The 18,061-nt window shown below is 64.2% G+C and carries 23 protein-coding genes and 4 pseudogenes; 12 read left to right on the top strand and 15 right to left on the bottom strand.

Going from position 1 to position 18,061, the window contains the following annotated elements; genetic code table 11:
- Positions 1 to 89: 89 nt before the first annotated feature.
- Positions 90 to 488 (top strand): annotated as a pseudogene (locus ACSHT2_RS06050) (transposase); the annotation flags it as partial.
- A 52-nt stretch (positions 489 to 540) separates the two neighbouring features.
- On the opposite strand, the gene ACSHT2_RS06045 reads toward ACSHT2_RS06050, so the two are convergent.
- The 4 genes from ACSHT2_RS06045 to ACSHT2_RS06030 all read right to left on the bottom strand — a co-directional run bounded on the left by ACSHT2_RS06045 (position 541) and on the right by ACSHT2_RS06030 (position 2,317).
- On the bottom strand, positions 541 to 741 hold the full coding sequence (locus ACSHT2_RS06045; RefSeq protein ID WP_239621453.1) for a CsbD family protein: 201 nt from the start codon (positions 739 to 741) through the stop codon (positions 541 to 543).
- A gap of 159 nt (positions 742 to 900) precedes the next feature.
- A complete protein-coding gene (locus ACSHT2_RS06040) occupies positions 901 to 1,284 on the bottom strand; it encodes a hypothetical protein (protein ID WP_440642779.1) in 384 nt (127 codons plus the stop codon).
- A gap of 175 nt (positions 1,285 to 1,459) precedes the next feature.
- Positions 1,460 to 1,720: a hypothetical protein gene (locus ACSHT2_RS06035; protein ID WP_440642778.1), complete on the bottom strand. Its 261-nt coding sequence runs from the start codon at positions 1,718 to 1,720 to the stop codon at positions 1,460 to 1,462.
- Between the two features lie 180 nt (positions 1,721 to 1,900).
- Positions 1,901 to 2,317, bottom strand: a complete 417-nt coding sequence (locus tag ACSHT2_RS06030; protein WP_440640779.1) for a BA14K family protein — start codon at positions 2,315 to 2,317, stop codon at positions 1,901 to 1,903.
- Positions 2,318 to 2,543: 226 nt separating this feature from the next.
- On the opposite strand from ACSHT2_RS06030, the gene ACSHT2_RS06025 reads away from it, so the two are divergent.
- Positions 2,544 to 2,762, top strand: a complete 219-nt coding sequence (locus ACSHT2_RS06025) for a hypothetical protein (RefSeq protein WP_440640778.1) — start codon at positions 2,544 to 2,546, stop codon at positions 2,760 to 2,762.
- Positions 2,763 to 2,808: 46 nt separating this feature from the next.
- Here the strand turns inward: ACSHT2_RS06025 and ACSHT2_RS06020 are convergent.
- A pseudogene (locus tag ACSHT2_RS06020) lies at positions 2,809 to 3,109 on the bottom strand (chromate transporter); the annotation flags it as partial.
- A gap of 452 nt (positions 3,110 to 3,561) precedes the next feature.
- Here ACSHT2_RS06020 and ACSHT2_RS06015 point away from each other — a divergent pair.
- A complete protein-coding gene (locus ACSHT2_RS06015; protein WP_440640777.1) occupies positions 3,562 to 4,170 on the top strand; it encodes a cysteine hydrolase family protein in 609 nt (202 codons plus the stop codon).
- A 197-nt stretch (positions 4,171 to 4,367) separates the two neighbouring features.
- Here the strand turns inward: ACSHT2_RS06015 and ACSHT2_RS06010 are convergent, their stop codons facing one another.
- The 5 genes and pseudogenes from ACSHT2_RS06010 to ACSHT2_RS05990 form a co-directional block, all read right to left on the bottom strand.
- The gene (locus ACSHT2_RS06010; RefSeq protein WP_440642777.1) at positions 4,368 to 4,619 is read right to left on the bottom strand and encodes a hypothetical protein; all 252 of its coding nucleotides are present in this window, start codon (positions 4,617 to 4,619) and stop codon (positions 4,368 to 4,370) included.
- A gap of 48 nt (positions 4,620 to 4,667) precedes the next feature.
- Positions 4,668 to 4,998 (bottom strand): annotated as a pseudogene (locus ACSHT2_RS06005) (alpha-amylase family glycosyl hydrolase); the annotation flags it as partial.
- A 132-nt stretch (positions 4,999 to 5,130) separates the two neighbouring features.
- Entirely contained in the window at positions 5,131 to 5,274 is a 144-nt protein-coding gene (locus ACSHT2_RS06000; RefSeq protein WP_440640776.1) for an alpha-amylase family glycosyl hydrolase, read from the bottom strand.
- Positions 5,255 to 5,824: a hypothetical protein gene (locus ACSHT2_RS05995; protein WP_440640775.1), complete on the bottom strand. Its 570-nt coding sequence runs from the start codon at positions 5,822 to 5,824 to the stop codon at positions 5,255 to 5,257. The genes ACSHT2_RS06000 and ACSHT2_RS05995 overlap by 20 nt, the downstream gene beginning before the upstream one ends.
- A 12-nt stretch (positions 5,825 to 5,836) precedes the next feature.
- Positions 5,837 to 7,012: a zinc-dependent alcohol dehydrogenase gene (locus ACSHT2_RS05990; RefSeq protein ID WP_440640774.1), complete on the bottom strand. Its 1,176-nt coding sequence runs from the start codon at positions 7,010 to 7,012 to the stop codon at positions 5,837 to 5,839.
- Between the two features lie 152 nt (positions 7,013 to 7,164).
- On the opposite strand from ACSHT2_RS05990, the pseudogene ACSHT2_RS05985 reads away from it, so the two are divergent.
- Both ACSHT2_RS05985 and ACSHT2_RS05980 read left to right on the top strand, forming a co-directional pair.
- A pseudogene (locus ACSHT2_RS05985) lies at positions 7,165 to 7,944 on the top strand (SDR family NAD(P)-dependent oxidoreductase).
- Positions 7,945 to 8,219: 275 nt separating this feature from the next.
- Complete coding sequence (locus ACSHT2_RS05980) at positions 8,220 to 8,417, top strand: hypothetical protein (protein ID WP_440642776.1); 198 nt, start codon at positions 8,220 to 8,222, stop codon at positions 8,415 to 8,417.
- Positions 8,418 to 8,578: 161 nt separating this feature from the next.
- Here the strand turns inward: ACSHT2_RS05980 and ACSHT2_RS05975 are convergent, their stop codons facing one another.
- Complete coding sequence (locus ACSHT2_RS05975; RefSeq protein WP_440640773.1) at positions 8,579 to 8,863, bottom strand: hypothetical protein; 285 nt, start codon at positions 8,861 to 8,863, stop codon at positions 8,579 to 8,581.
- A 275-nt stretch (positions 8,864 to 9,138) separates the two neighbouring features.
- Between ACSHT2_RS05975 and ACSHT2_RS05970 the strand changes: the two genes are divergently transcribed.
- The 4 genes from ACSHT2_RS05970 to ACSHT2_RS05955 all read left to right on the top strand — a co-directional run bounded on the left by ACSHT2_RS05970 (position 9,139) and on the right by ACSHT2_RS05955 (position 11,658).
- On the top strand, positions 9,139 to 9,342 hold the full coding sequence (locus ACSHT2_RS05970; RefSeq protein WP_440640772.1) for a hypothetical protein: 204 nt from the start codon (positions 9,139 to 9,141) through the stop codon (positions 9,340 to 9,342).
- Positions 9,343 to 9,404: 62 nt separating this feature from the next.
- Positions 9,405 to 10,481 carry a flavodoxin family protein gene (locus ACSHT2_RS05965; RefSeq protein WP_440640771.1) on the top strand — a complete coding sequence of 359 codons (1,077 nt, stop codon included), beginning with the start codon at positions 9,405 to 9,407 and terminating at the stop codon, positions 10,479 to 10,481.
- Entirely contained in the window at positions 10,478 to 11,380 is a 903-nt protein-coding gene (locus ACSHT2_RS05960; RefSeq protein WP_440640770.1) for an NAD(P)/FAD-dependent oxidoreductase, read from the top strand. The genes ACSHT2_RS05965 and ACSHT2_RS05960 overlap by 4 nt, the downstream gene beginning before the upstream one ends.
- Before the next feature lie 89 nt (positions 11,381 to 11,469).
- Positions 11,470 to 11,658 carry a hypothetical protein gene (locus ACSHT2_RS05955; protein ID WP_440640769.1) on the top strand — a complete coding sequence of 63 codons (189 nt, stop codon included), beginning with the start codon at positions 11,470 to 11,472 and terminating at the stop codon, positions 11,656 to 11,658.
- Positions 11,659 to 11,682: 24 nt separating this feature from the next.
- Here ACSHT2_RS05955 and ACSHT2_RS05950 read toward each other — a convergent pair whose 3' ends face one another.
- Positions 11,683 to 12,621 carry a GlxA family transcriptional regulator gene (locus tag ACSHT2_RS05950; protein WP_440642775.1) on the bottom strand — a complete coding sequence of 313 codons (939 nt, stop codon included), beginning with the start codon at positions 12,619 to 12,621 and terminating at the stop codon, positions 11,683 to 11,685.
- 92 nt (positions 12,622 to 12,713) lie between these two features.
- On the opposite strand from ACSHT2_RS05950, the gene ACSHT2_RS05945 reads away from it, so the two are divergent.
- Together ACSHT2_RS05945 and ACSHT2_RS05940 are read left to right on the top strand one after the other, a co-directional pair.
- Positions 12,714 to 13,400: a DJ-1/PfpI family protein gene (locus ACSHT2_RS05945; protein ID WP_440640768.1), complete on the top strand. Its 687-nt coding sequence runs from the start codon at positions 12,714 to 12,716 to the stop codon at positions 13,398 to 13,400.
- A 59-nt stretch (positions 13,401 to 13,459) separates the two neighbouring features.
- The gene (locus ACSHT2_RS05940) at positions 13,460 to 14,725 is read left to right on the top strand and encodes an ABC transporter substrate-binding protein (protein ID WP_440640767.1); all 1,266 of its coding nucleotides are present in this window, start codon (positions 13,460 to 13,462) and stop codon (positions 14,723 to 14,725) included.
- Between the two features lie 43 nt (positions 14,726 to 14,768).
- Here the strand turns inward: ACSHT2_RS05940 and ACSHT2_RS05935 are convergent, their stop codons facing one another.
- Positions 14,769 to 15,041 carry a hypothetical protein gene (locus tag ACSHT2_RS05935; RefSeq protein ID WP_440642774.1) on the bottom strand — a complete coding sequence of 91 codons (273 nt, stop codon included), beginning with the start codon at positions 15,039 to 15,041 and terminating at the stop codon, positions 14,769 to 14,771.
- A gap of 278 nt (positions 15,042 to 15,319) precedes the next feature.
- Between ACSHT2_RS05935 and ACSHT2_RS05930 the strand changes: the two genes are divergently transcribed.
- A complete protein-coding gene (locus tag ACSHT2_RS05930; RefSeq protein ID WP_440640766.1) occupies positions 15,320 to 15,694 on the top strand; it encodes a hypothetical protein in 375 nt (124 codons plus the stop codon).
- A 4-nt stretch (positions 15,695 to 15,698) separates the two neighbouring features.
- Here ACSHT2_RS05930 and ACSHT2_RS05925 read toward each other — a convergent pair whose 3' ends face one another.
- Together ACSHT2_RS05925 and ACSHT2_RS05920 are read right to left on the bottom strand one after the other, a co-directional pair.
- Entirely contained in the window at positions 15,699 to 17,024 is a 1,326-nt protein-coding gene (locus ACSHT2_RS05925) for a polysaccharide deacetylase family protein (protein ID WP_440640765.1), read from the bottom strand.
- A 159-nt stretch (positions 17,025 to 17,183) separates the two neighbouring features.
- Entirely contained in the window at positions 17,184 to 17,990 is an 807-nt protein-coding gene (locus ACSHT2_RS05920; RefSeq protein WP_440640764.1) for a polysaccharide deacetylase family protein, read from the bottom strand.
- Positions 17,991 to 18,061: the final 71 nt, after the last annotated feature.

Below are 18,061 nucleotides of genomic sequence, written 5' to 3'. Positions count from 1 at the left end.
ACGGCGTCCGATTCGAGCCGCTCATCGCGGTGCTGGGCAAGTGCTACAGCTTGATGCTCGCTCGCCGCCACGATGGGAAATGCCCGTGGCGGCGCGTCGTGTCCGCCTTCATCGCCACCGCGTTTGCCCAGGACGACGCCGAAGCCGCGCGAACGCAGTGGCGCAAGGTCGCAGACCAACTCCGGCCCAATCTGCCGAAGCTTGCCGGCTTCCTCGACGAGGCCGAGACTGATGTACTTGCCTACATGACGTTCCCGCCGCAGCATCGGACCAAGCTGCACTCGACCAGCCCGATCGAGCGTCTCAACGGCGAGATCAAGTGGTGGACCGAGGTGGTTGGCATCTTCCCAAATGAGGACGCCATCGTTCGCCTCATCGGCGCGATCCTGCTCGAACAGAACGATGAATAGACCGTCCAACGCGCCCGCTACATGACGCTGGAAACCATCGCACTCATTGCACTCAATTTAGAGCGGTGGGAGCGCTAGCTTGCGTGCATCGTTCGCCCGGGAGCAGGATCCCCCGGCCTCGGTTGGCAACCTACTTGAGGGAAGAGAACCAGCTATCGATGTCCTTGCGAACCTGATCTTTCGCAAAGCCATATCGCTGTTGAAGCCGACCTTCGAGCTGCTCGCGTTTGCCGTTGATCGCGGTGAGATCGTCGTCGGTAAGTTTGCCCCATTGCTCCTTCACCTTGCCTCGGAGCTCCTTCCAGTTTCCTTCAATTTGATTCCAGTCCATGGTGTGTCTCCAAATTTCAGATTGAATACGCTGCCACGTCATCGCGTTCGCTGAACCGCAGCGCTGATCGTTTTTTCGAGCGACCGCCGCTTGAGAGCGCGTTCAGTGGCGCGGGCCTGCGCCCGAGCCTGCCGCGCCCAAACGGCGTCAAAGTTGCCCTTAGTACGGGGCGTAGTATTGGCGGCGATACGGGTAGGGACCGCCGTAGTAACCTGGTGCGTAGCCCGGCGCGTAACCCGGACGGTAGTAGCCGGGGCCGTAGGCCCCATAGGCGGCGGCTCCGGCCGCGGCACCAAGAACTCCAAGACCAATGGCCGCCCCGGGAGCACGCCGATAGACGCGACCGCGGTAATGGCGTCGATAGCGGACCTCCGTCACTCCGGACGAGGACGTCCCTTCTGTCAGAAGAGGCGCGCTCGGCGAGATCGGAGCTGCCCCCGAAGGGAGTACCGAGCCGAGCATCGCGGCGCCGAAGAGCGCTGCGCCAATCGCGCATATCCTGGTCTGCCTGTTCATCGCTGTATCCTCTCGAACTTGGAGTATCTCAAGCGGCAAGTGGCTTGCGTGTCGCTGGCCTGCTTGATGGTTGGCCCTTGTTGCAGCTGCTGACGCAGAGCCCCAACGCAGAGTGCTCTGAAGGTCACGTGGCAGGTCTAAGGTCTCGTGCTTCCAGCGAGGCAATAGACCCGCCGCTGTACTCGCGCCGCGACTTGATCGATCACTTGGCGCAGGTCCTGTCGGCTTTCAAAGCCGCTTCTGCGGAAGCCTTTGTCGTGTGGGCGGCGCCGACAACCTTCATGTTGCTGCCGGTCGCAGGCTGGCTCTCGACGATCTGGCATTTCATGGTCGCGCTATCCTGAGCCAGGTAAAAAGATGAGGGCGATTGCCCAACGGTCTTGCCCTTCTCAGCCGCGAATGACGGCGAAGCGAGCGCAAGGACTGCGACCGTCGCCAATAGGGTGCTTTTCATGGAATCCACCAATTCTTGTTCGTCCGGAACTGGACAATGAACGAATAGAAACGGCGGGCAGGCGTTCCAGTTATGGCGGATTTGTTTTTGCGCGTCAGTTGACGTGGATCAATGACAATTGCGAACGCCTGTCGGCAGCCTGATTTAAGATCACTTACATCAAACTGCCGAGACATTAGGTCGCCCTCCTCACGGGCAAGGATGCCTTAGGCCGTCGTAGCCGAGATAAGTGCCGGAATAGGGGTCGTAGGACCTGAAGCGTCGCGCGCAATAGCCGACCGCGTCGCCACCAACATAGGGGGGCGGAACGACATAGGCCGGCCCGTAATAGCCGGGAGCGTAGCCGTAATAGCCGTAGGGCTGCGTTGCGCCAACAATTGCCCCGCCGATCAGCGCGCCAGCGATGCCTGCACCAATTCCAATGCCTGCGCCGCCACGATAACCACCGCGCCAGCCGCGGCGATATTGCACGGTCTCCACCGGCGGCGCCACCGCGTCGCGTAGCATCAGCGCGGAGGTGACCGGCGCCGCTGTGACTGGCGCGACGAACCACGGTGTGGCGGCGACGATGAGCGCAAGAAGCACAGTCTTGGACGTCTTGTTCATGACAGCATCTCCAGTTGCATTTTGGCAGAGCGGCTGCCTTCAGCGCAGCCGGCCATCTCCGGGAAGGGACGCGTCATAATGATCCAGGAAAGCTTACGTATATTGATTCAGCGCAACGTGAGCGCGCATCGATTGGACAGACTTAGTTTGATCGTCGGAGACGTCCGCGAAGCAGCGCCCTGCGCATGAACGAGCGCTGATCTCTTCCTTTCATCCGCAGTGGCGCATGCGTGTCGCTGCCACGACAGAACAAGGGGCTTCCATGCTTTCACTCATCATCGGGATCTTGATCATTTGCGTCGTCGGGGCAATTTGTTTCTGGGTCATCGACAAGTTCGTCAATGAATCCCGTTTGGCGGGTCTTCTCAAATTGTTGGTGGGGCTGGTCTGCCTGGCCGCGATCCTCCAACGGCTGTTGCCGCTGGCGGGGATCAATTGGCTATAGCCGGCCCGCAACTCATTACCGATCTGCTGCGTGAGGGATGCGGCACTCACGCAGCAGATCGAACCGGCGCGCGAGGCGGGGCGCGCCAGGCGACCAGGAGAACGAAGCCGACAAGTGCGATGCCGAAGTCTCGTGGCGAATGCACGGTCGTCGTCCATACCGGATCGTACAGCGCCGCACCGAGCACGCCGACCACGGCGTTGACACCCCGCATCATCGCCTGCGCGCTTCCGGAACGAGTCCCAGAATGAAAGAACTCCGAGCAGGACCAGTATCCCGGGCAGGAAGATGCCGCCGAGTCCGAGCGCCGCGCCGCCGAGCCCGTGCGGTTCCGGAGAGACCACAGACGAGCGCGCCCAGATAGCCGGCCCGCATCAGCCCGATCGAGACGACGTATGCTGCCTGCCAGCAGACCGATGATAGCGCCGGCGCCAGCATTGATAAGACTGTCTGGTGTTGCAGAGAGCTGCGACAGTGCGGTCTGATCTTTGCTGGGCAGCGCAGAGGTCAAGGCCAATCCCAGCTCTATGGTCGAGGCTTGCGGGCGCGACCCAATTCGGCCGCGGGCATCGCGACCCTCGTCGGATGGCTGAAGATTTCGAACTCGTTTCCCCGCGCGATACCGACAAGTGTGAATGCCACTGGCCTCGGCCGTTCGTACCGCAAGCGCGGGTATTCGGGAACTTGCGATGGCGTCTCGGGTTTGTGTGCGGGACTTGAAACCAGGCAATGCGTTATGCGGCAGAAGGCGAGCGTTCCAAATGCTGGATGAGGACTACATGATCAGGGGTGGAGGACGATGAGGGACAGCACGTCGGATGTTGCCGACATCAGGGACGCCGTTCACCTGTGCATCGACATGCAGAACATCTTCACGCCCGGCGGCCTCTGGGCGACGCCCTGGATGGAGCGTGTCCTGCCGACGATCGTTTCAGTCGTCTCGCGCCATCCGGCGAGAACGATCTTCACGCGCTTCATCGCGCCGCGGGATCCAGAGGATCGTCCGGGACAGTGGCAGAGCTATTTTCGCCGCTGGCACCAGGCGACCCGCAGGCATCTGCCTCCATCTGCCCTCGAGCTCGTGCCGGCCTTGAACCGCTTCGTTCCGCCTGCTGCCGTCATCGACAAGCCGGCCTATTCCGCGTTCAGCAATCCCGGCCTTGCGAGCCTGCTGGTCGAAAAGAAGGTTGCCACCGTCGTGATATCAGGCGCAGAGACGGACGTCTGCGTGCTCTCGACCGTCCTGAGCGCCGTCGATCTCGGCTTCAGAGTCGTCATCGTCGAGGACGCGCTGTGTAGCTCGTCCGACGTCGGGCACGATGCGCTCATGACGATGTATCGCACCCGGTTTCACGGCCAGGTCGACCTGGTTGGAGCGGAAGAGCTGGCCGAGTTCTGGCGGGAGTAGGAAGCGGAATTTGATCCGCAATCGCGGAGGCGCGCAACGCGCGCTGGCGCCCTTCGAAGCGATTCAGGCGAGGGCGACGTCGGCGCATGAAGGGGGCGTTGAGCGCCGGGGGTGCGGTTTCGTCCAAATTGCCTCCGGCGGCGGGGGAGATGCCGGAAGCGTTGATGAGACTCTTCGAGGCGCCGATGGTCAGGCCGTCACCGAGGTTCGAGCGCGATGATCCCGCCCTCGTTGCCCCGGAGCAGGATGGAAGCATCCGGCAATGGCTCGGGCGCCCGATCCAGCTGCGTCGACATCAGGAGGCGGCCGCGACCCTGCCATTGCCATGTCCGCGGTTCAGCCGCGACATTGAGCGCGACTAGAATTTCGTTGCGGCCGTCGATCCGTCTGTAGGCAAGGACATCGTTCTGCGACCGCAGCGGCTCGTAACCGACCCGACGCAGGCACAAATGCCTGCGCCGCAGCGCTATCAGCGCGCGAAACAGCGCCAGGATCGAATGCTCGTCGCGCTGCTGTCCGGCGATGTTGGCGGCGAGCTCAGGAGGCTCCAATGGCAGCCATGGACTCCCGGTGGTGAAGCCGCCGTCGGGACTGTCATCCCATCGCATCGGCGCGTTCGGGATCGCGGCACAGGCCATAACCCGGTACGAGCTTCTCGAAGGGATCGCGGACGCGGTCGGGCGGGATCGGGACGCGCTTGCGGCCGATCTCGTCGCCCATGAAGAAGAACGGTGTTCCCCGCAGCGTCATCAGCAGCATCGCCAGCACGCGCATTTGCGGCTCGCCGATCTTGCTCGCGATCCGCTGCTTGTCGTGCCCGCCGATCACCCAGACCGGCCAGGCATGGTCAGGAATGGCGTTGAGATAGGCGTCGATCGTCGCTTGCAGCGACAGGGCGTAGCCGAGGTCGCGGAAGGGGCTCTTGTAGATTGGCGTCAGCCACGCCGCGTCGACGCCGAGCTACTTCAGATAATCGATGCGCGACATCAGTCCGGCGAGGTCGCCCTTGCCGTCGCCGTTCGAGTCCTGGAAGGAGATCAGCGCGATCTCGTAGATGACGGCGGATTCCCACCACGCAGCCTCGTCACGGGGCGCGACGCTCATCGCCTTGCTTCATCTCGTTGTGCCCAGCGTGAGCTGCGATCTGCCTTGCCGCAGTTCTGGCGCTCTCGATGCCCTTGGGGAAACCGCTGCGATTCGGATAGAGCTTGCGCCGTGCGTCGCGCGGCGGGCGTCGCGGCTTGGTGTCCTGCGCGGCGCGGTAGTCGAGCATGGCGATGCCGCCGACCATCAGCAGTGCGAGCGCGATATTGCCCTTCTTGGGGTTGTCCAGCGTCAGCCCCGAAAGCAGCGCGGCGGCATCGAGGCCGTCGCCGCCGACGCGGGCCCACAGGCCGGCGTTCTTGTCCACCGAGAGCGACATGATCCCGGCCAGGATCTCGCGCACCCCGAAGGCCCGGACCATCGTCTCATGACCTTCCATGCCGAGCGTGCGCGTGACGCGCCTTGGCGCGAACAGCTCGACGACGCCAAGACCGATGCTGAACCAGCCGAGTGCTCGCGCGAGCTGGTCCGCGGGCTGCTTCAGGCTCGGTCCACCCTCGACGATCTTCGGGTCGCCCTTGGTGCGTACGATATTGGAGAAATGAAACATTGGTCTTGCTCCTCAGGGCTTCAGCACGACCTTGACGCAGGAATCGCGCTTGTCGCGGAACACCTGGTACATCTCGGGGCCCTGGCTGAGCGGCACGGTGTGGGTGATGACGAACGACGGATCGATCTCGCCCTCTTCGATGCGGCGGAGCAGGTCGTCGGTCCAGCGGTTGACGTGGGTCTGGCCGGTCCGCATCGTCAGGCCCTTGTTCATGAAGGCGCCCATCGGCATCTTGTCGGAGAGGCCGCTATAGACGCCGGCGACGGAGATGATGCCGCCGGGCCGGCAGACATAGATCATCTCGCGCAGCACGTGCGGCCGGTCGCTTTCCAGCATCACCATCTGCTTGGCGCGGTCGAGCACGGTGTCGGGCTGGGACGGCATCACGTGAGCTTCCATGCCGGCGCAGTCGATGCACTTTTCCGGACCCCTGCCGTCGGTGAGCTCGTTCAGCCGCTCCACCACGCTCTCGGTCTCGAAATTGATCGTGGTGGCGCCGCCGGCCTCGGCCATGCTGAGCCGCTCGGGCAGGCAGTCGATCGCGATCACCTGGTTGGCGCCGAGCAGGATGGCGCTGCGGATCGCCATCTGCCCGACCGGGCCACAGCCCCAGATCGCGACGGTATCGGTCGGCTCGATGTCGCATTGCACGGCAGCCTGCCAGCCGGTCGGGAAGATGTCGCTGAGGAACAGCAATTGCTCGTCGGGAATGCCGGCCGGCACCTTGATGTGGGTGGCGTCGGCAAAGGGCACGCGCAGATACTCAGCCTGGCCGCCGGGATAGCCGCCGGTCAGATGCGTATAGCCGAACAGGCCGGCCGTCGCGTGTCCGAAGGCCTTATCGGCCAGATGACGCTTGCGGTTGGTGGTCTCGCACACCGAAAAATTGCCGCGCTTGCACTGGTCGCATTCGCCGCAAATGATCGTGAAGGGCACGACGATACGGTCGCCCTTCTTCAGCTTTCCGTCGACGCCCGAGCCGACCTCGACCACTTCGCCCATGGTCTCGTGGCCCATGATGTCGCCGGGCAGCATGCCGGGAATGAAATTGTGGAAGAGATGAAGGTCGGAGCCGCAGATGGCGCAGCTCGTGACCTTGATGATCGCGTCGCGCGGATCCTGGATCTCCGGGTCGGTGACGGTGTCGCACCGGATGTCCTCCTTGCCGTGCCAGACCAGCGCCTTCATCTTCCGTCCTCCCGGTTGAACCACGTGCCATCCAAGTCCAGGAATGAACGATGGTTGCTATCGCCCCGCGCAAATTCTTCGCACTGCGCAAATAGGAACGAGGGAGCAGGGCGGCGATTGAGCGTCGTCACCTCAATTCCAAGGATGTGCGTATGCCCGCCAATCAACTCGCCGTCGTCACAGGCGCCTCCACCGGTATCGGCCTGGAACTCGCCAGGTGCTGCGCCCAGGCAGGTTTCAACCTCGTCATCGCGGCGGACGAATCCGCGATCGAGCACGTGGCCGTCGATCTGCGCCGGCTCGGCGGCAGCGTGGAGCCGGTCGAGGCCGATCTCGCCACCACCGAGGGCGTAGACAAGCTCTGTGCCGCCGTCGCCGACCGGCCGATCGATGCGCTGTTCGCCAATGCCGGCATCGGTCTCGGCAAGGCCTTCCTCGACCAGGACTTTGCCAGGGTGAAACGCCTCATCGACACCAACATCACCGGCACGCTGTATCTGATCCACCGCGTCGGCAACGAGATGCTTCGCCGCAATGCGGGCCGGATCCTGATCACCGGCTCGATCGCCGGGTTCATGCCGGGCAGCTTCTAGGCCGCCTACAACGCCAGCAAGGCGTTCCTGGATTCATCGTTTGCGCTGCGTGAGGAGCTGCGCGACAGCGGCGTGACCGTCACCTGCCTGATGCCAGGTGCGACCGAGACGGAGTTCTTCCGCCGCGCCGGCATGATGGACACCAAGGTCGGCACCGAGACGAAGGACGGCGCCTACGATGTCGCCAAGGCCGGTTTCGATGCGATGCTGCGCGGGGAAGCCGACATCGTCACCGGGCTGAAGAACAAGATCCAGACGACGGTCGCCAACGTCACGCCGAACGAGTTGCTGGCCAAGCAGCATCGCAAGATGGCGGAGCCGGGCACCGCGCGGTCGTAGAGCCGTCGCAATCTCGCGGAGCTACGCGAACCGTCCTGCGGACGGACAAAGGAGATCGCCGATTCACATAGCCTCATGCACAGCGGCCGCAGAGCGTTCTGAGCAAGTGACGTCCTTTGAGTAACTTACATTGCGCCGGGACGGAGTTTTTCGGCGAGCCGAGCAACCGTTCCGCATCAGGAACGTTGGATGCACGCCAGCGCGATTTTGCCTGGCATCATCAACATGTGAACGCAACGGCGCGCTGCACTGACTGACAGGGATACGCCATGACGATGATGCGGCGTCGGGTCAAGCATGAGGATACCTTGGAGGCGCGGCTGGCTGCCGAAGCGGAGCGGCTGCGCGAAGAGGCCAAATCGCTCCCGCCGGGCGCGGCGCGCGAGGAGATGCTGCGCAAGGCGCGCCAGGCCGAGACGGGATCTCAGATGAGCGAATGGCTGCGATCGCCGGGCTTGCAGCCGCCCAGTTAGGGACCGCCGCTGCAGCGTGCAGCCTGTCAGGCTGCACGCGCCGGGAACGGGTCAGATGTCGGCGCGTACCGATGCGCTGGTGTCGTGGGCAGAAACCGGAAAAATGAGCACCACGTCCATCGTCCCCGTTGCGTCCGGTTGTCACCCGGCGGTGCGGGAAATCAACGCCGCTTGGCTGCTTTGGTTTGCCGGTTATAGGGCGAGCGGTTGACGGGCCTCAGCGAAATCCCTTCGCGTTGCGCCTTGCTGCGGATGGCCGCGACCGGCCGCTGAAGCTTGATGCTCATCACGCCTGTCGGCGTGTTGCCTTTCGCGAGCTGCTTCAGCTTGCTCACGTCCGCCGGCGTCCAGGGCTCGCGCGCGCGGCGCTTATACGCGGGATTGGCCTTGCGCGGTCCCTTGCGGCCGATCGGCGAGCCCGGCCGTTTCCATGCTGCTTTTGCCATGATGATCCTCCTTCAAGTCGTTCTTGAACATGCGAATCGGCATTTCGGTTCCGGCGCAGTGCGGCGACGATGTGCGCGCGCCCGTCTGCCGCGCAAAATTGCGTGGCGTTAACTTATTGAAATGCCGGAACCGCGAGTTGCGGCGGAACCTACAAATGCGCTTCCGGAACCGGGCCGCCCCAACCGGCAGCGACTTACTGACGAGCGGCTTGGGCCCCGGCGCCCAACCTCCCTTCGGGCCAGCTTTCTTCCATCCAGATCCAACGTGAAAAACCATGACCGCCAAACGTAACCGCAGGAAACAGACCCAATCGCTCCAGGAGCGGTTGGCCGCCTTCGCCGAAGGCAGCCGCGAGCGCGCGCGCAGCCTGCCACCCGGCCGGGAACGCGCGCTCGTGCTGGCCCACCGCATCGAGCTGTGGCGGCTCGACCGGCGGATCGCGAAATTCGATCTGCCGCGGGAGGCTGCTCGGCAGTAGAGCTGTGGGAACCGCGCGCTGCGCGGCGGGTTGGTCGATGACCGACTTTGCCAGGAGCCAGCATGACGGAAGCCGACGTTCGCAAGGGAATGCCGCCCGTCAAGCTGTCGCGCGAGGAGTTCGAGCGGCGTTACAAGGAGCAGTTCGTCGACCCTGCCTTTGCCCCGCTGCAACGCGAGCTCGATGCCGTCACTGCTGCGGCCTGGGACGCCTATAGCCATTCGCGCAAGGCGCCGTTGACGCGGAAGGCGGGTGCAGGCTTCTCCGACCCCGACTACGATCTTGCCCTCGACTGGCTTGATGCGCGCGCAAAGATCCTGGAAGCGCAGCGGCGCCACGACGATGCGGACGAGATGCCGCGCATTCTCGTCATCAACGGCTCGGTGCGCAGCGAACACACCTGTCCCGGCGAGATGTCCAAGACCTGGCGGCTGGTCAAGCTGGCCGAGCCCGTCTTCATCGAGATGGGATATGCAGTCGACATCCTCGATCTGTCGCGCCTCGCCTCGGAGTTCGGCAAGACCATTCATCCCTGCAAGTCCTGCGTCGGCACCGCCATGCCGCTCTGCCACTGGCCGTGCAGCTGCTATCCGAACCATTCACTGGGCCAGACCGGCGACTGGATGAACGAGATCTATCCGCTCTGGGTTGCCGCCCACGGCATCCTGATCGTGACGCCGGTGCACTGGTATCAGGTGCCCGCCGGGCTCAAGGCGATGATGGACCGCATGGTCTGCGCCGACGGCGGCAATCCCGATCCGACCTCGACCCACGGCAAGAACGCCACCGAAGCCAAGGCGATGGAGCTGAAGGGCTGGCCCTATCCGCGCCATCTCGCCGGCCGTCATTTCGGCGTCGTCGTTCACGGCGATGCGGTCGGCGCCGAGGGCGTGCGCCGGGCCCTGTCCGACTGGCTGACCGACATGCAGCTGATCTCGGCGGGGCGCTTCGCCGAGCTCGACGGCTATGTCGGCTACATGGAGCCATACGCCACCTCGCATCGCTCTCTCGATGAGGACAGGGAATTCCAGCAGAAGGTGCAGAATGCGGCGCGCGCGCTGGGCAACGCGGTCCGGCTTGCAAGGAGCGGCCGCCTTGCAGATCCCGATGCCGGTCTTGCGGACCCGAACCCCAAATGACCGGCACGCCTGCGCTCGATTGCCTGATTGTTGGCGGTGGGCCGGCTGGGCTGATGGCCGCGATCTATCTGGCGCGATTCCGCCGCCGCGTCTTCGTCGTGGACGCCGGCGCCAGCCGGGCGGGGCTGATCCCACGCAGCCACAATGTCCCGGGTTTCGTCCACGGGCTGTCCGGCACGGAACTGATCAAACGGATGTCGGCCCAGCTGGACGAGCTCGGCATTACGCGCGTGGACGCCGAGGTCACCGCCCTGCAGCGACACGATCAGGGCTTTCTGGCGAGCTGGAATGGCCGCACGCATGCGGCCGCCGCCGTCATTCTCGCCTGCGGCATCGTCGATACCCATCCGCCGTTCGACGAATGGCGCGCCGCCGTCGCGGATGGGCTGTTGCGCTACTGCCCCGTCTGCGATGCCTTCGAGGCGACCGGCCGCCGCATCGGCGTCATCGGCCCGCTCGCGCGTGCCGCGGGCAAGGCGCTGTTCCTGCGCGGCTATTCGCGCGACGTGACGCTGCTCGCAACGGAGGGTGATGACGATCAGGCGGCAACGTCACGATTGGCCGAGGCGGATGTGGAGGTCCTGTTCGCGCCCGATCTGCGTTTGCGGCGGAGAGGCGAAGCCGTCGAAGCCGTGTTCGCCGATGGCCGCACGGCGCAGTTCGACATGGTCTATCCCGCGATGGGTGCGGAGGTGCGCTCGCAGCTCGCGGTGTCGCTTGGCGCCGAACATACCGGGGAGGGTTATCTGAAGGTCGACGACCGTCAGCGCACGTCGATCGATGGGCTCTACGGCATCGGCGACGTCGTCACCGACCTGCACCAGATCGCGGTCGCGTTCGGCCATGCCGCAATTGCCGCCTGCACGATCCACAACAGCCTGCCGTCGCGACTGGCCTGACCGGGCCGCTTGCGGTGAGCCTCGCGATCGACCGGAGAAATCTGCGGCGAATGCGCCGAGGATTGCATCGGTGGCCTGAGGAGATGTCCATGCTGGAAGAGAAGCTCAAGGAAGCCATCATCGACGAGTTGAAGCGCCAAGCCGCCGACCGGCCGCAAGCGCTGAAGGTCCAGGGCGCGGGAGACGCGAAGGGCTCGGAGGAGCTGACGGTCAACGGCAAGATCGACCTCGGCGCGCTGGCCATGGTGATCGCGGGATCGGTCGCGGGCGGGCCTTAGACTGGCGCCGGTCAACTGCAGCTCTCATGCAGTTCGGGCGGAACGCCGCAGGGACTTCGGCGGCTGACCGAATGCGCGGATGAAGGCTCTGCGCATCCGCTCGGGGTCGCGAAAGCCGGTGGCTTGAGCGACGCGCTCTATCGCTTCTCCGGAGGACTGCACGCGCTCCCGTGCCACCTCGACCCGCAAGCGCTCGACCGCCTTCGTTGGCGTGGATCCGGTCTCGGCGATGAAGGAACGGACGAAATGCCGTGAACTCAGGCCTGCGCGCTCGGCAAGTGCCTCGACCGTGAGAGGCGCATCCAGATTCTCGCGCACCCATGAAAGAAGGTTGCCGAAGCGCCCGTTCGGCGTCTTCAGTTCGAGCAAGGACGAGAACTGCGATTGTCCGCCGCTGCGGCGATGGTACAGCACCAGCTGCCGAGCGGTCGCTTGCGAAATCTCTTCACCGTGGTCCTCGGCGATCATGGCGAGCGCCAGATCAATTCCTGCGGTGATTCCGGCCGATGTCCACACGCCGCCATCGCGGGTGAAGATCTGGTCCGGCTCGAGCCGGACTTTCGGGTACCGTCCGATGAAGTCACGGGTGCAGGACCAATGCGTGGTCGCGCAACGACCGTCCAGGACTCCCGCCTCGGCGAGCAAATAGGCTCCCGAGCAGACGCTGGCCAGACGCACGCCGCGGCGCGCCAATCTCTGAATGAATGCGATCGTCGTCTTGCAGCGCGCCGCGTCCTCGACGCCTTCGCCACCTGCCACGAAAAGCGTCGTGACTGAGCTTGCCGATCGCAAGTTGCGCGCGAGCATCTCGGTGCCCGACGAACTGCGCACGGCGCCGGCCTTCGTGGCAACCGTTATCACACGCGGCGCATGCGGCGTGTGGCGTCTTGCGATCTCGAACACCGATATCGGGCCGGCGGCATCCAGCAACTGGAATTCGGGAAAGATCAGGAAGCCGATCATGAACGCGTCCAAAAATGAGGGAATTACGCCGTTTCCGCCCCCAAGGCCAACATGGCAGGCTGCCACCGTCAAGCGCGATGTCGAGGTTGGATATGTCGGGTCCGTTGCAGATCGGTCTTCTGGTTTTTCCCCGCGTTACCCAGCTCGATCTCACCGGTCCCGCCCAGGTCTTCTCAAGCCTGCCTGACGTGACGGTGCATCTGATCTGGAAACGCATCGAGCCCGTGCCGAGCGATTCCGTGATTGCGCTGACGCCGACCATCACCTTCGCCGATTGCCCGCAACTCGACGTGATCTGCGTCCCGGGCGGCTACGGCACCGACGAGCTGATGCTGGACGAGGAGGTGCTTGCGTTTCTGAAAGCGCAGGCGCGGGGCGCGAAATACCTGACTTCGGTCTGCACGGGGTCGCTCGTTCTCGGTGCGGCCGGTCTCCTGAAGGGATATCGCGCGGCCACGCACTGGACGGCGACCGATGCATTGCCGTTCTTCGGAGCCGAGGTGTCGCGCGAGAGGGTCTGCATCGATCGCAACCGCATGACGGGCGGCGGCATCACCGCTGGAATCGACTTCGCGCTCACGCTGGTTTCGATGTTGAGAGGCCGCGCGGCTGCGGAAATGATCCAGCTGCGCATGGAGTACAATCCCGTACCGCCTTTCCGGGCCGGTTCGCCGGATACCGCACCGGCTGCGATCGTTGCAGCGATGAAGGAGCTGGTCGCGCCCGCGCAGGCGAGGCGTCTGGAGTTCGTCAGGAGAGCCATTCATCAGGAGGGATAGCGCGGCGTTTCGAGGCAATCATCGCCGACAGTCGTCGCGGTGCCAGAGCAGAGGGGAAGATGGTGGATCACGTAGGGGCATTGCAGTCATGGCACATCCGACTTTGCCGTTCGGCCTTCGGCATCATCCTGACGCTGGGTCCGGTCGCATTCGCCGAACGGAGCCTGGCAGCCGATTTTTCCGGTGACGTTGTCCGGATCGGCATCATCAACGACCAGGCGGGACCATTGTCCGACCTTGCCGGACCTGGCTCCGTCGTCGCCGCGAAGATGGCGGTCCAGGATTTCCAGAAGGTCGCGCCGGGCCTGAAGGTCGACATCGTCGTCGCCGACCATCAGAACAAGCCGGATATCGGCGCCCAGATCGTCCGCAAATGGTTCGACGTGGATGGCGTCGACATGGTGGCCGACGTCGGAAACTCGGCGGTCGCGCTCGCCATCCAGTCGATCGCGCGCGACAAGAACAGGATCGTCATCTACTCGGCGGTCGGGACCACCGATGTCGGCGGCAAGCAATGTTCGCGGACCGGTCTGATGTGGTTGCACGACAATTACAATCTGGTCGCCAGCTCGGTCCGAAAGCTGGTGTCGCAAGGATACGACAGCTGGTTCTTCATCGCGTCCGACTATGCGTTCGGGCGCAATATGGTCGAAGTGTCTCAGCGCGTGCTCGCGGCGACTGGTGCTAAGTCGCTCGGCGCGGTCTTTCATCCGCTGGGAAATGCCGACTACAGCTCTTTCCTGCTCCAGGCCCAGGCCTCGAAGGCCAAAGTGGTCGCGTTCGCCAATGCTGGCGAACAGCTCGTGACCTCGATGAAGCAATGGAATGAGTTCGGGATGAATGCCGGGTCTCAGAAGGCCGTCGCCGAGCTCATGTTTCTGACCGATGTGCACGCCATGGGCGCCGAAACGGCCAAGGGATTGACGACGGTTACCGCCTGGTACTGGGCGCTCAACGAGGCGACGCGGGCGTTCGCCCAGAGGTTCTACAAGCTTCACAACGCCATGCCGACCGCGCCACAAGCCGCCGTCTATTCGGCCGTTTTGCAATACCTGAGGGCCGCGGCTGCTGCAGGGACGGATGAAACCAATGCTGTCCTGGAGCAGATTCGGTCAATGCCCGTAGACGACTTCTACGCGCCTGGCGCGCGGCTGCGCGCTGACAACAAGCTGGTGCACGATTTCTATCTCGTCGAGGTCAGGAAGCCCTCGGACGTGAAGACGCCCTGGGACTATTACGACGTCGTCGAGAGAATACCTGCCGAGGAGGCCTATCTCCCGTTGAGCCAGAGTGAATGCCCGCTGCTGAAGACCTCGCAAAACTAGCGCTTTGCCCCGCGCCGGGCCTTGCGACACTCAAAGCGCCTCTTCAGCCATACTCCTCGCCGATGCCGTATTCCCGGTAGATCTTCAGCGGGTCGAGCTCGGGAAACAGGCGGCATTTGGCCTGGGCGAGGTGCAGGCTCACCGCCGCCGGCTCCTTGCCGTTCGCGAGCAGCTTGCGGATGTCATCCATATGCGCGTTCGGCTGGTGCTTCGGTTCGAGTTGCTCCAATGCGACCAGGGCGGTTGCGAGCGCCTCGGTCAGAACCCAGTCGTCGTGGCCCGTGATTCCCTTCTTCGGCATCGGCAGACCCCACATATGGCGGCGGTCGACAGTGTACCGCGACTTCCGCCAAATCGCCATTGAGCCCGTCGCGGCATGCCGCGCGGGCAGGCGGATGGGCCTTGCTCCGGCCCGACTTGTGGCCGCGTCTCGGCTGAAAGGCGGCAAGTTGCGGGGCGATAGTATCTTTGTTGAAACAAACTTGGCGTAGACGGGCCGCTGCCGCATCCAGGCCGGCCGTTCCGGTCCGGGTCCCCCGATCCCGAAATTTCGCAACATGAATGAGTTGCGCGTCCCCAAAGGTTCGAGCCAGCATGGCCTTTCTTAGCTTCGTCTACCGCTTCCTCACGAATTTCGCCTTCATGGCGGTGGTCTATTTCAGCCTGAACTTCATGGAGAAGTATCCGAACCGGGCGATCCTGGCGATCCTGGTGCTGGTCTATGCCGGCATGCGCGCCGCCTCGACGCTGCGTGCGTTCTACTTCTTCCAGAAAATCGAGAAGCTGGAGGTCGAGACCAGGCGCCTGCAGGGTTCGATCAATGACGGTTCGGGCGGAGCCTCGGCGCGGAGGCAGGTCGTCGCCGACGTTGCGCGGCTGCGGCGCGATGGCGAGCTCAAGTCCTATATGGACCTGTTTTTCCTGGCGCTGATCGTGCTGCTCTGCGTCGCCGCAATCATGCGGCAGTGAGGGCTTAAGCGCGCTTCTTCAGGCTGGCAACGCGGGTCGGGCGGGTGGTCACACTCCTGGATGCCGAGCCCTTGGGTGCAGTGCCGGTGGTCGTCGTGCCTTTGAGCTGCTCGGGATGATCCGGTGTCGCCGGCGCCACATGCGCCGTGCGCCGTCCCTGCAGCTTGGCCGCCTTGCCCTTTGCTGCTTTGGCATGTGCTGCCTTGTCCCTGGCCGCACGAGACGTCTCGGCTGCCATCGCCACCCGCGTCGCGGCACGCCGCGACAAGGTCGTCGACAGCAGCACCTCGACCGAGCCTTCGGGGATCGCAAAGAGTGCGCGGCCGGGCACGGGCAGGGTGGCCGCGACATTGGCCTGCGCCATGGTCCGGAGCGGCAGCAGCGGCTGGTGCTCGGCCCGCGCATTGAGGTCGGCAAGATCGGGCGCCGGCAGCGTCCGGGTCTGCGTGAACACGAAATTCGGCACGCGCGGCCAGCGTGCGATCGGCGTCGTCTCGGTCGGCGGATGCAGCAGCCATTCTACCGTCGTGGTCGGCGTCGCCGGCCGCTCGGCGGTCGCGGGCACCACATGCACGATGCGATAGCCGCGCGCCTTGAGGTCCCGGATGATCTTGGGCAGCGCCGCCACCGTGCGGGCCTGGATATCGTGCAGCAGCAGGATACCCTTACCCTTGGCCTCCAGCCGCTGGATCGCGAGCTGGTAGACGCGGTCGGACGCCACGTGCCGCCAGTCGTCGGCGGGGAAATCGGCGCTCCAGACCTGGATGCCGCGCGAGATCAGATACTTCTCGACGCCCTCGGCGCGCATCAGGCCGGGAATGCGGAAGAACGGGGCGAGCTGGGTCGGATCGGTCATCGCGGCCGAGGTCCACGCGATTCCGCCGTTGATCTCGGCCTCGGCCTTTTCGATCGGCATCCGGTCGAAAGTCAGCGGATGGTCCATGCTGTGCGTGCCGACGGTGTGGCCTGCCGCGACCAGCTTGCGCACTCCTTCCGGATTGGCTTTGGCCTGACTCCCGATGATGAAGAAGGTCGCCTTGATGCACTCGTCGGCGAGGATCTGGAGCACCTGGTTGGAATATTTCGGCAGGGGACCGTCGTCGAAGGTCAGGACGACCTCATGGTCCTTCAGCGGCAGCGTCTCGCGGTACTGCATGGTGCCGATCAGCGGATGCTCGCGCGGATCGACCACGAGGGTGCGGGAGGTGCCGAGGGCCCCCGGGTGGCCGGGACAGTCGGCCGCGAAGACCGCCGGTGTGCCGATAGTGAGCATTCCCAGACAGAAGACGATCCACGATCGCGTCCGCGAAACAACGCTACTTCCGATCATGAACCCCGTCTGCCCTCATGCGATTGCCGCCTTAGTAGGTCGGAGACGCCCCGCAATGGTTCAGGTGCAATATCCGCTACAACCTTGCATGGGGTAGCATGAACAGAGTGTTAATTGGGCCAGGATCACCCCATTTTGCGCCGGCGTGACATTCCGGCATCAACGCGCATCGGCGTTCTTCTGTGATGTGCCCGCCGGTACGACGTGGACCACCCGATAGCCGTTCTCCCTCAGATACCGCAGAAAGGCCGGCATCATTGCGGCCGTGCGCACCTTGTTGTCGTGGAAGAGGATGATGCCCTTGCCGCTCGCCGCCAGGCGTTCGGTGACGAGTTTCAATTCCTGCTCCGGCGTGATCTCCTCCCAGTCGCTGGCCCAGAGATCGGCCCCGAACACGACGATGCCGCGCGACTGGAGCAGGTCGAGCTGTGCAGGCGTCGACTCGAAATAGGGAAAGCGGAAGAACGGCGTCGAGGGTATCGTCGTCGAGGTGCCGTGCAGCGCCATCTCGTCGGCAGCGATGCCGCGGTCGAGGTCGGCCTTCGCCTTGTCGAACGGGATATGCGCCATGAACGGATGCGACCAGGTGTGGTGGCCGACGGTGTGGCCCTCGCGCGCGATGCGCCTGACCATGTCGGGATACTCGGCGGCGTGCTGGCCGATCAGGAAGAAGGTCGCGCGCACGCACTCATTGGCCAGCGCCGCCAGCACCTTCGACGTCGTCGGCGGGAACGGCCCGTCGTCGAAGGTCAGCACGACCTCGTGATCTGCCAGCGGCAGCGTCTCGGGGAAGCTCTTCAAGCCGACGCGCGGATACGTCTTGGCGTCAACCCTCAGGATGCGCGAGGTGCCGAGCGCGTCCTTGCGCGGGCACTCGGCGGCATCGGCGGAGGCGATGCCGATGATGGCCGCGATGACTGCGCCCGCCGTCATCGATGTCCATTTCAGTCGAAGCATCTTTGTCATTGCGCTCAGAGTTGCCTTGTGGGTATTGCCTGAACCATCAGCTCAGACCACTGGTTCCAACCTGTCAACCG

This window comes from Bradyrhizobium sp. PUT101, from assembly GCF_052043945.1.
In the GTDB taxonomy this organism is placed as follows: Bacteria; Pseudomonadota; Alphaproteobacteria; order Rhizobiales; family Xanthobacteraceae; genus Bradyrhizobium.
This window is presented reverse-complemented; position numbering and strand designations above follow the sequence as displayed.

Bases quoted from the DNA above. Each gene is read 5' to 3' on its own strand.
- ACSHT2_RS06015 (WP_440640777.1), top strand. From the start codon at position 3,562: ATGAGGGACAGCACGTCGGATGTTGCCGACATCAGGGACGCCGTTCAC.
- ACSHT2_RS05940 (WP_440640767.1), top strand. From the start codon at position 13,460: ATGGTGGATCACGTAGGGGCATTGCAGTCATGGCACATCCGACTTTGC.
- ACSHT2_RS05945 (WP_440640768.1), top strand. From the start codon at position 12,714: ATGTCGGGTCCGTTGCAGATCGGTCTTCTGGTTTTTCCCCGCGTTACC.
- ACSHT2_RS06000 (WP_440640776.1), bottom strand. From the start codon at position 5,274: ATGAGCGTCGCGCCCCGTGACGAGGCTGCGTGGTGGGAATCCGCCGTC.
- ACSHT2_RS06045 (WP_239621453.1), bottom strand. From the start codon at position 741: ATGGACTGGAATCAAATTGAAGGAAACTGGAAGGAGCTCCGAGGCAAG.
- ACSHT2_RS05925 (WP_440640765.1), bottom strand. From the start codon at position 17,024: ATGATCGGAAGTAGCGTTGTTTCGCGGACGCGATCGTGGATCGTCTTC.
- ACSHT2_RS05995 (WP_440640775.1), bottom strand. From the start codon at position 5,824: ATGTTTCATTTCTCCAATATCGTACGCACCAAGGGCGACCCGAAGATC.
- ACSHT2_RS05930 (WP_440640766.1), top strand. From the start codon at position 15,320: ATGGCCTTTCTTAGCTTCGTCTACCGCTTCCTCACGAATTTCGCCTTC.
- ACSHT2_RS05980 (WP_440642776.1), top strand. From the start codon at position 8,220: ATGATGCGGCGTCGGGTCAAGCATGAGGATACCTTGGAGGCGCGGCTG.
- ACSHT2_RS05955 (WP_440640769.1), top strand. From the start codon at position 11,470: ATGCTGGAAGAGAAGCTCAAGGAAGCCATCATCGACGAGTTGAAGCGC.
- ACSHT2_RS05975 (WP_440640773.1), bottom strand. From the start codon at position 8,863: ATGGCAAAAGCAGCATGGAAACGGCCGGGCTCGCCGATCGGCCGCAAG.
- ACSHT2_RS05970 (WP_440640772.1), top strand. From the start codon at position 9,139: ATGACCGCCAAACGTAACCGCAGGAAACAGACCCAATCGCTCCAGGAG.
- ACSHT2_RS06030 (WP_440640779.1), bottom strand. From the start codon at position 2,317: ATGAACAAGACGTCCAAGACTGTGCTTCTTGCGCTCATCGTCGCCGCC.
- ACSHT2_RS05990 (WP_440640774.1), bottom strand. From the start codon at position 7,012: ATGAAGGCGCTGGTCTGGCACGGCAAGGAGGACATCCGGTGCGACACC.
- ACSHT2_RS05965 (WP_440640771.1), top strand. From the start codon at position 9,405: ATGACGGAAGCCGACGTTCGCAAGGGAATGCCGCCCGTCAAGCTGTCG.
- ACSHT2_RS05920 (WP_440640764.1), bottom strand. From the start codon at position 17,990: ATGACAAAGATGCTTCGACTGAAATGGACATCGATGACGGCGGGCGCA.
- ACSHT2_RS05960 (WP_440640770.1), top strand. From the start codon at position 10,478: ATGACCGGCACGCCTGCGCTCGATTGCCTGATTGTTGGCGGTGGGCCG.
- ACSHT2_RS06025 (WP_440640778.1), top strand. From the start codon at position 2,544: ATGCGTGTCGCTGCCACGACAGAACAAGGGGCTTCCATGCTTTCACTC.
- ACSHT2_RS05950 (WP_440642775.1), bottom strand. From the start codon at position 12,621: ATGATCGGCTTCCTGATCTTTCCCGAATTCCAGTTGCTGGATGCCGCC.
- ACSHT2_RS05935 (WP_440642774.1), bottom strand. From the start codon at position 15,041: ATGTGGGGTCTGCCGATGCCGAAGAAGGGAATCACGGGCCACGACGAC.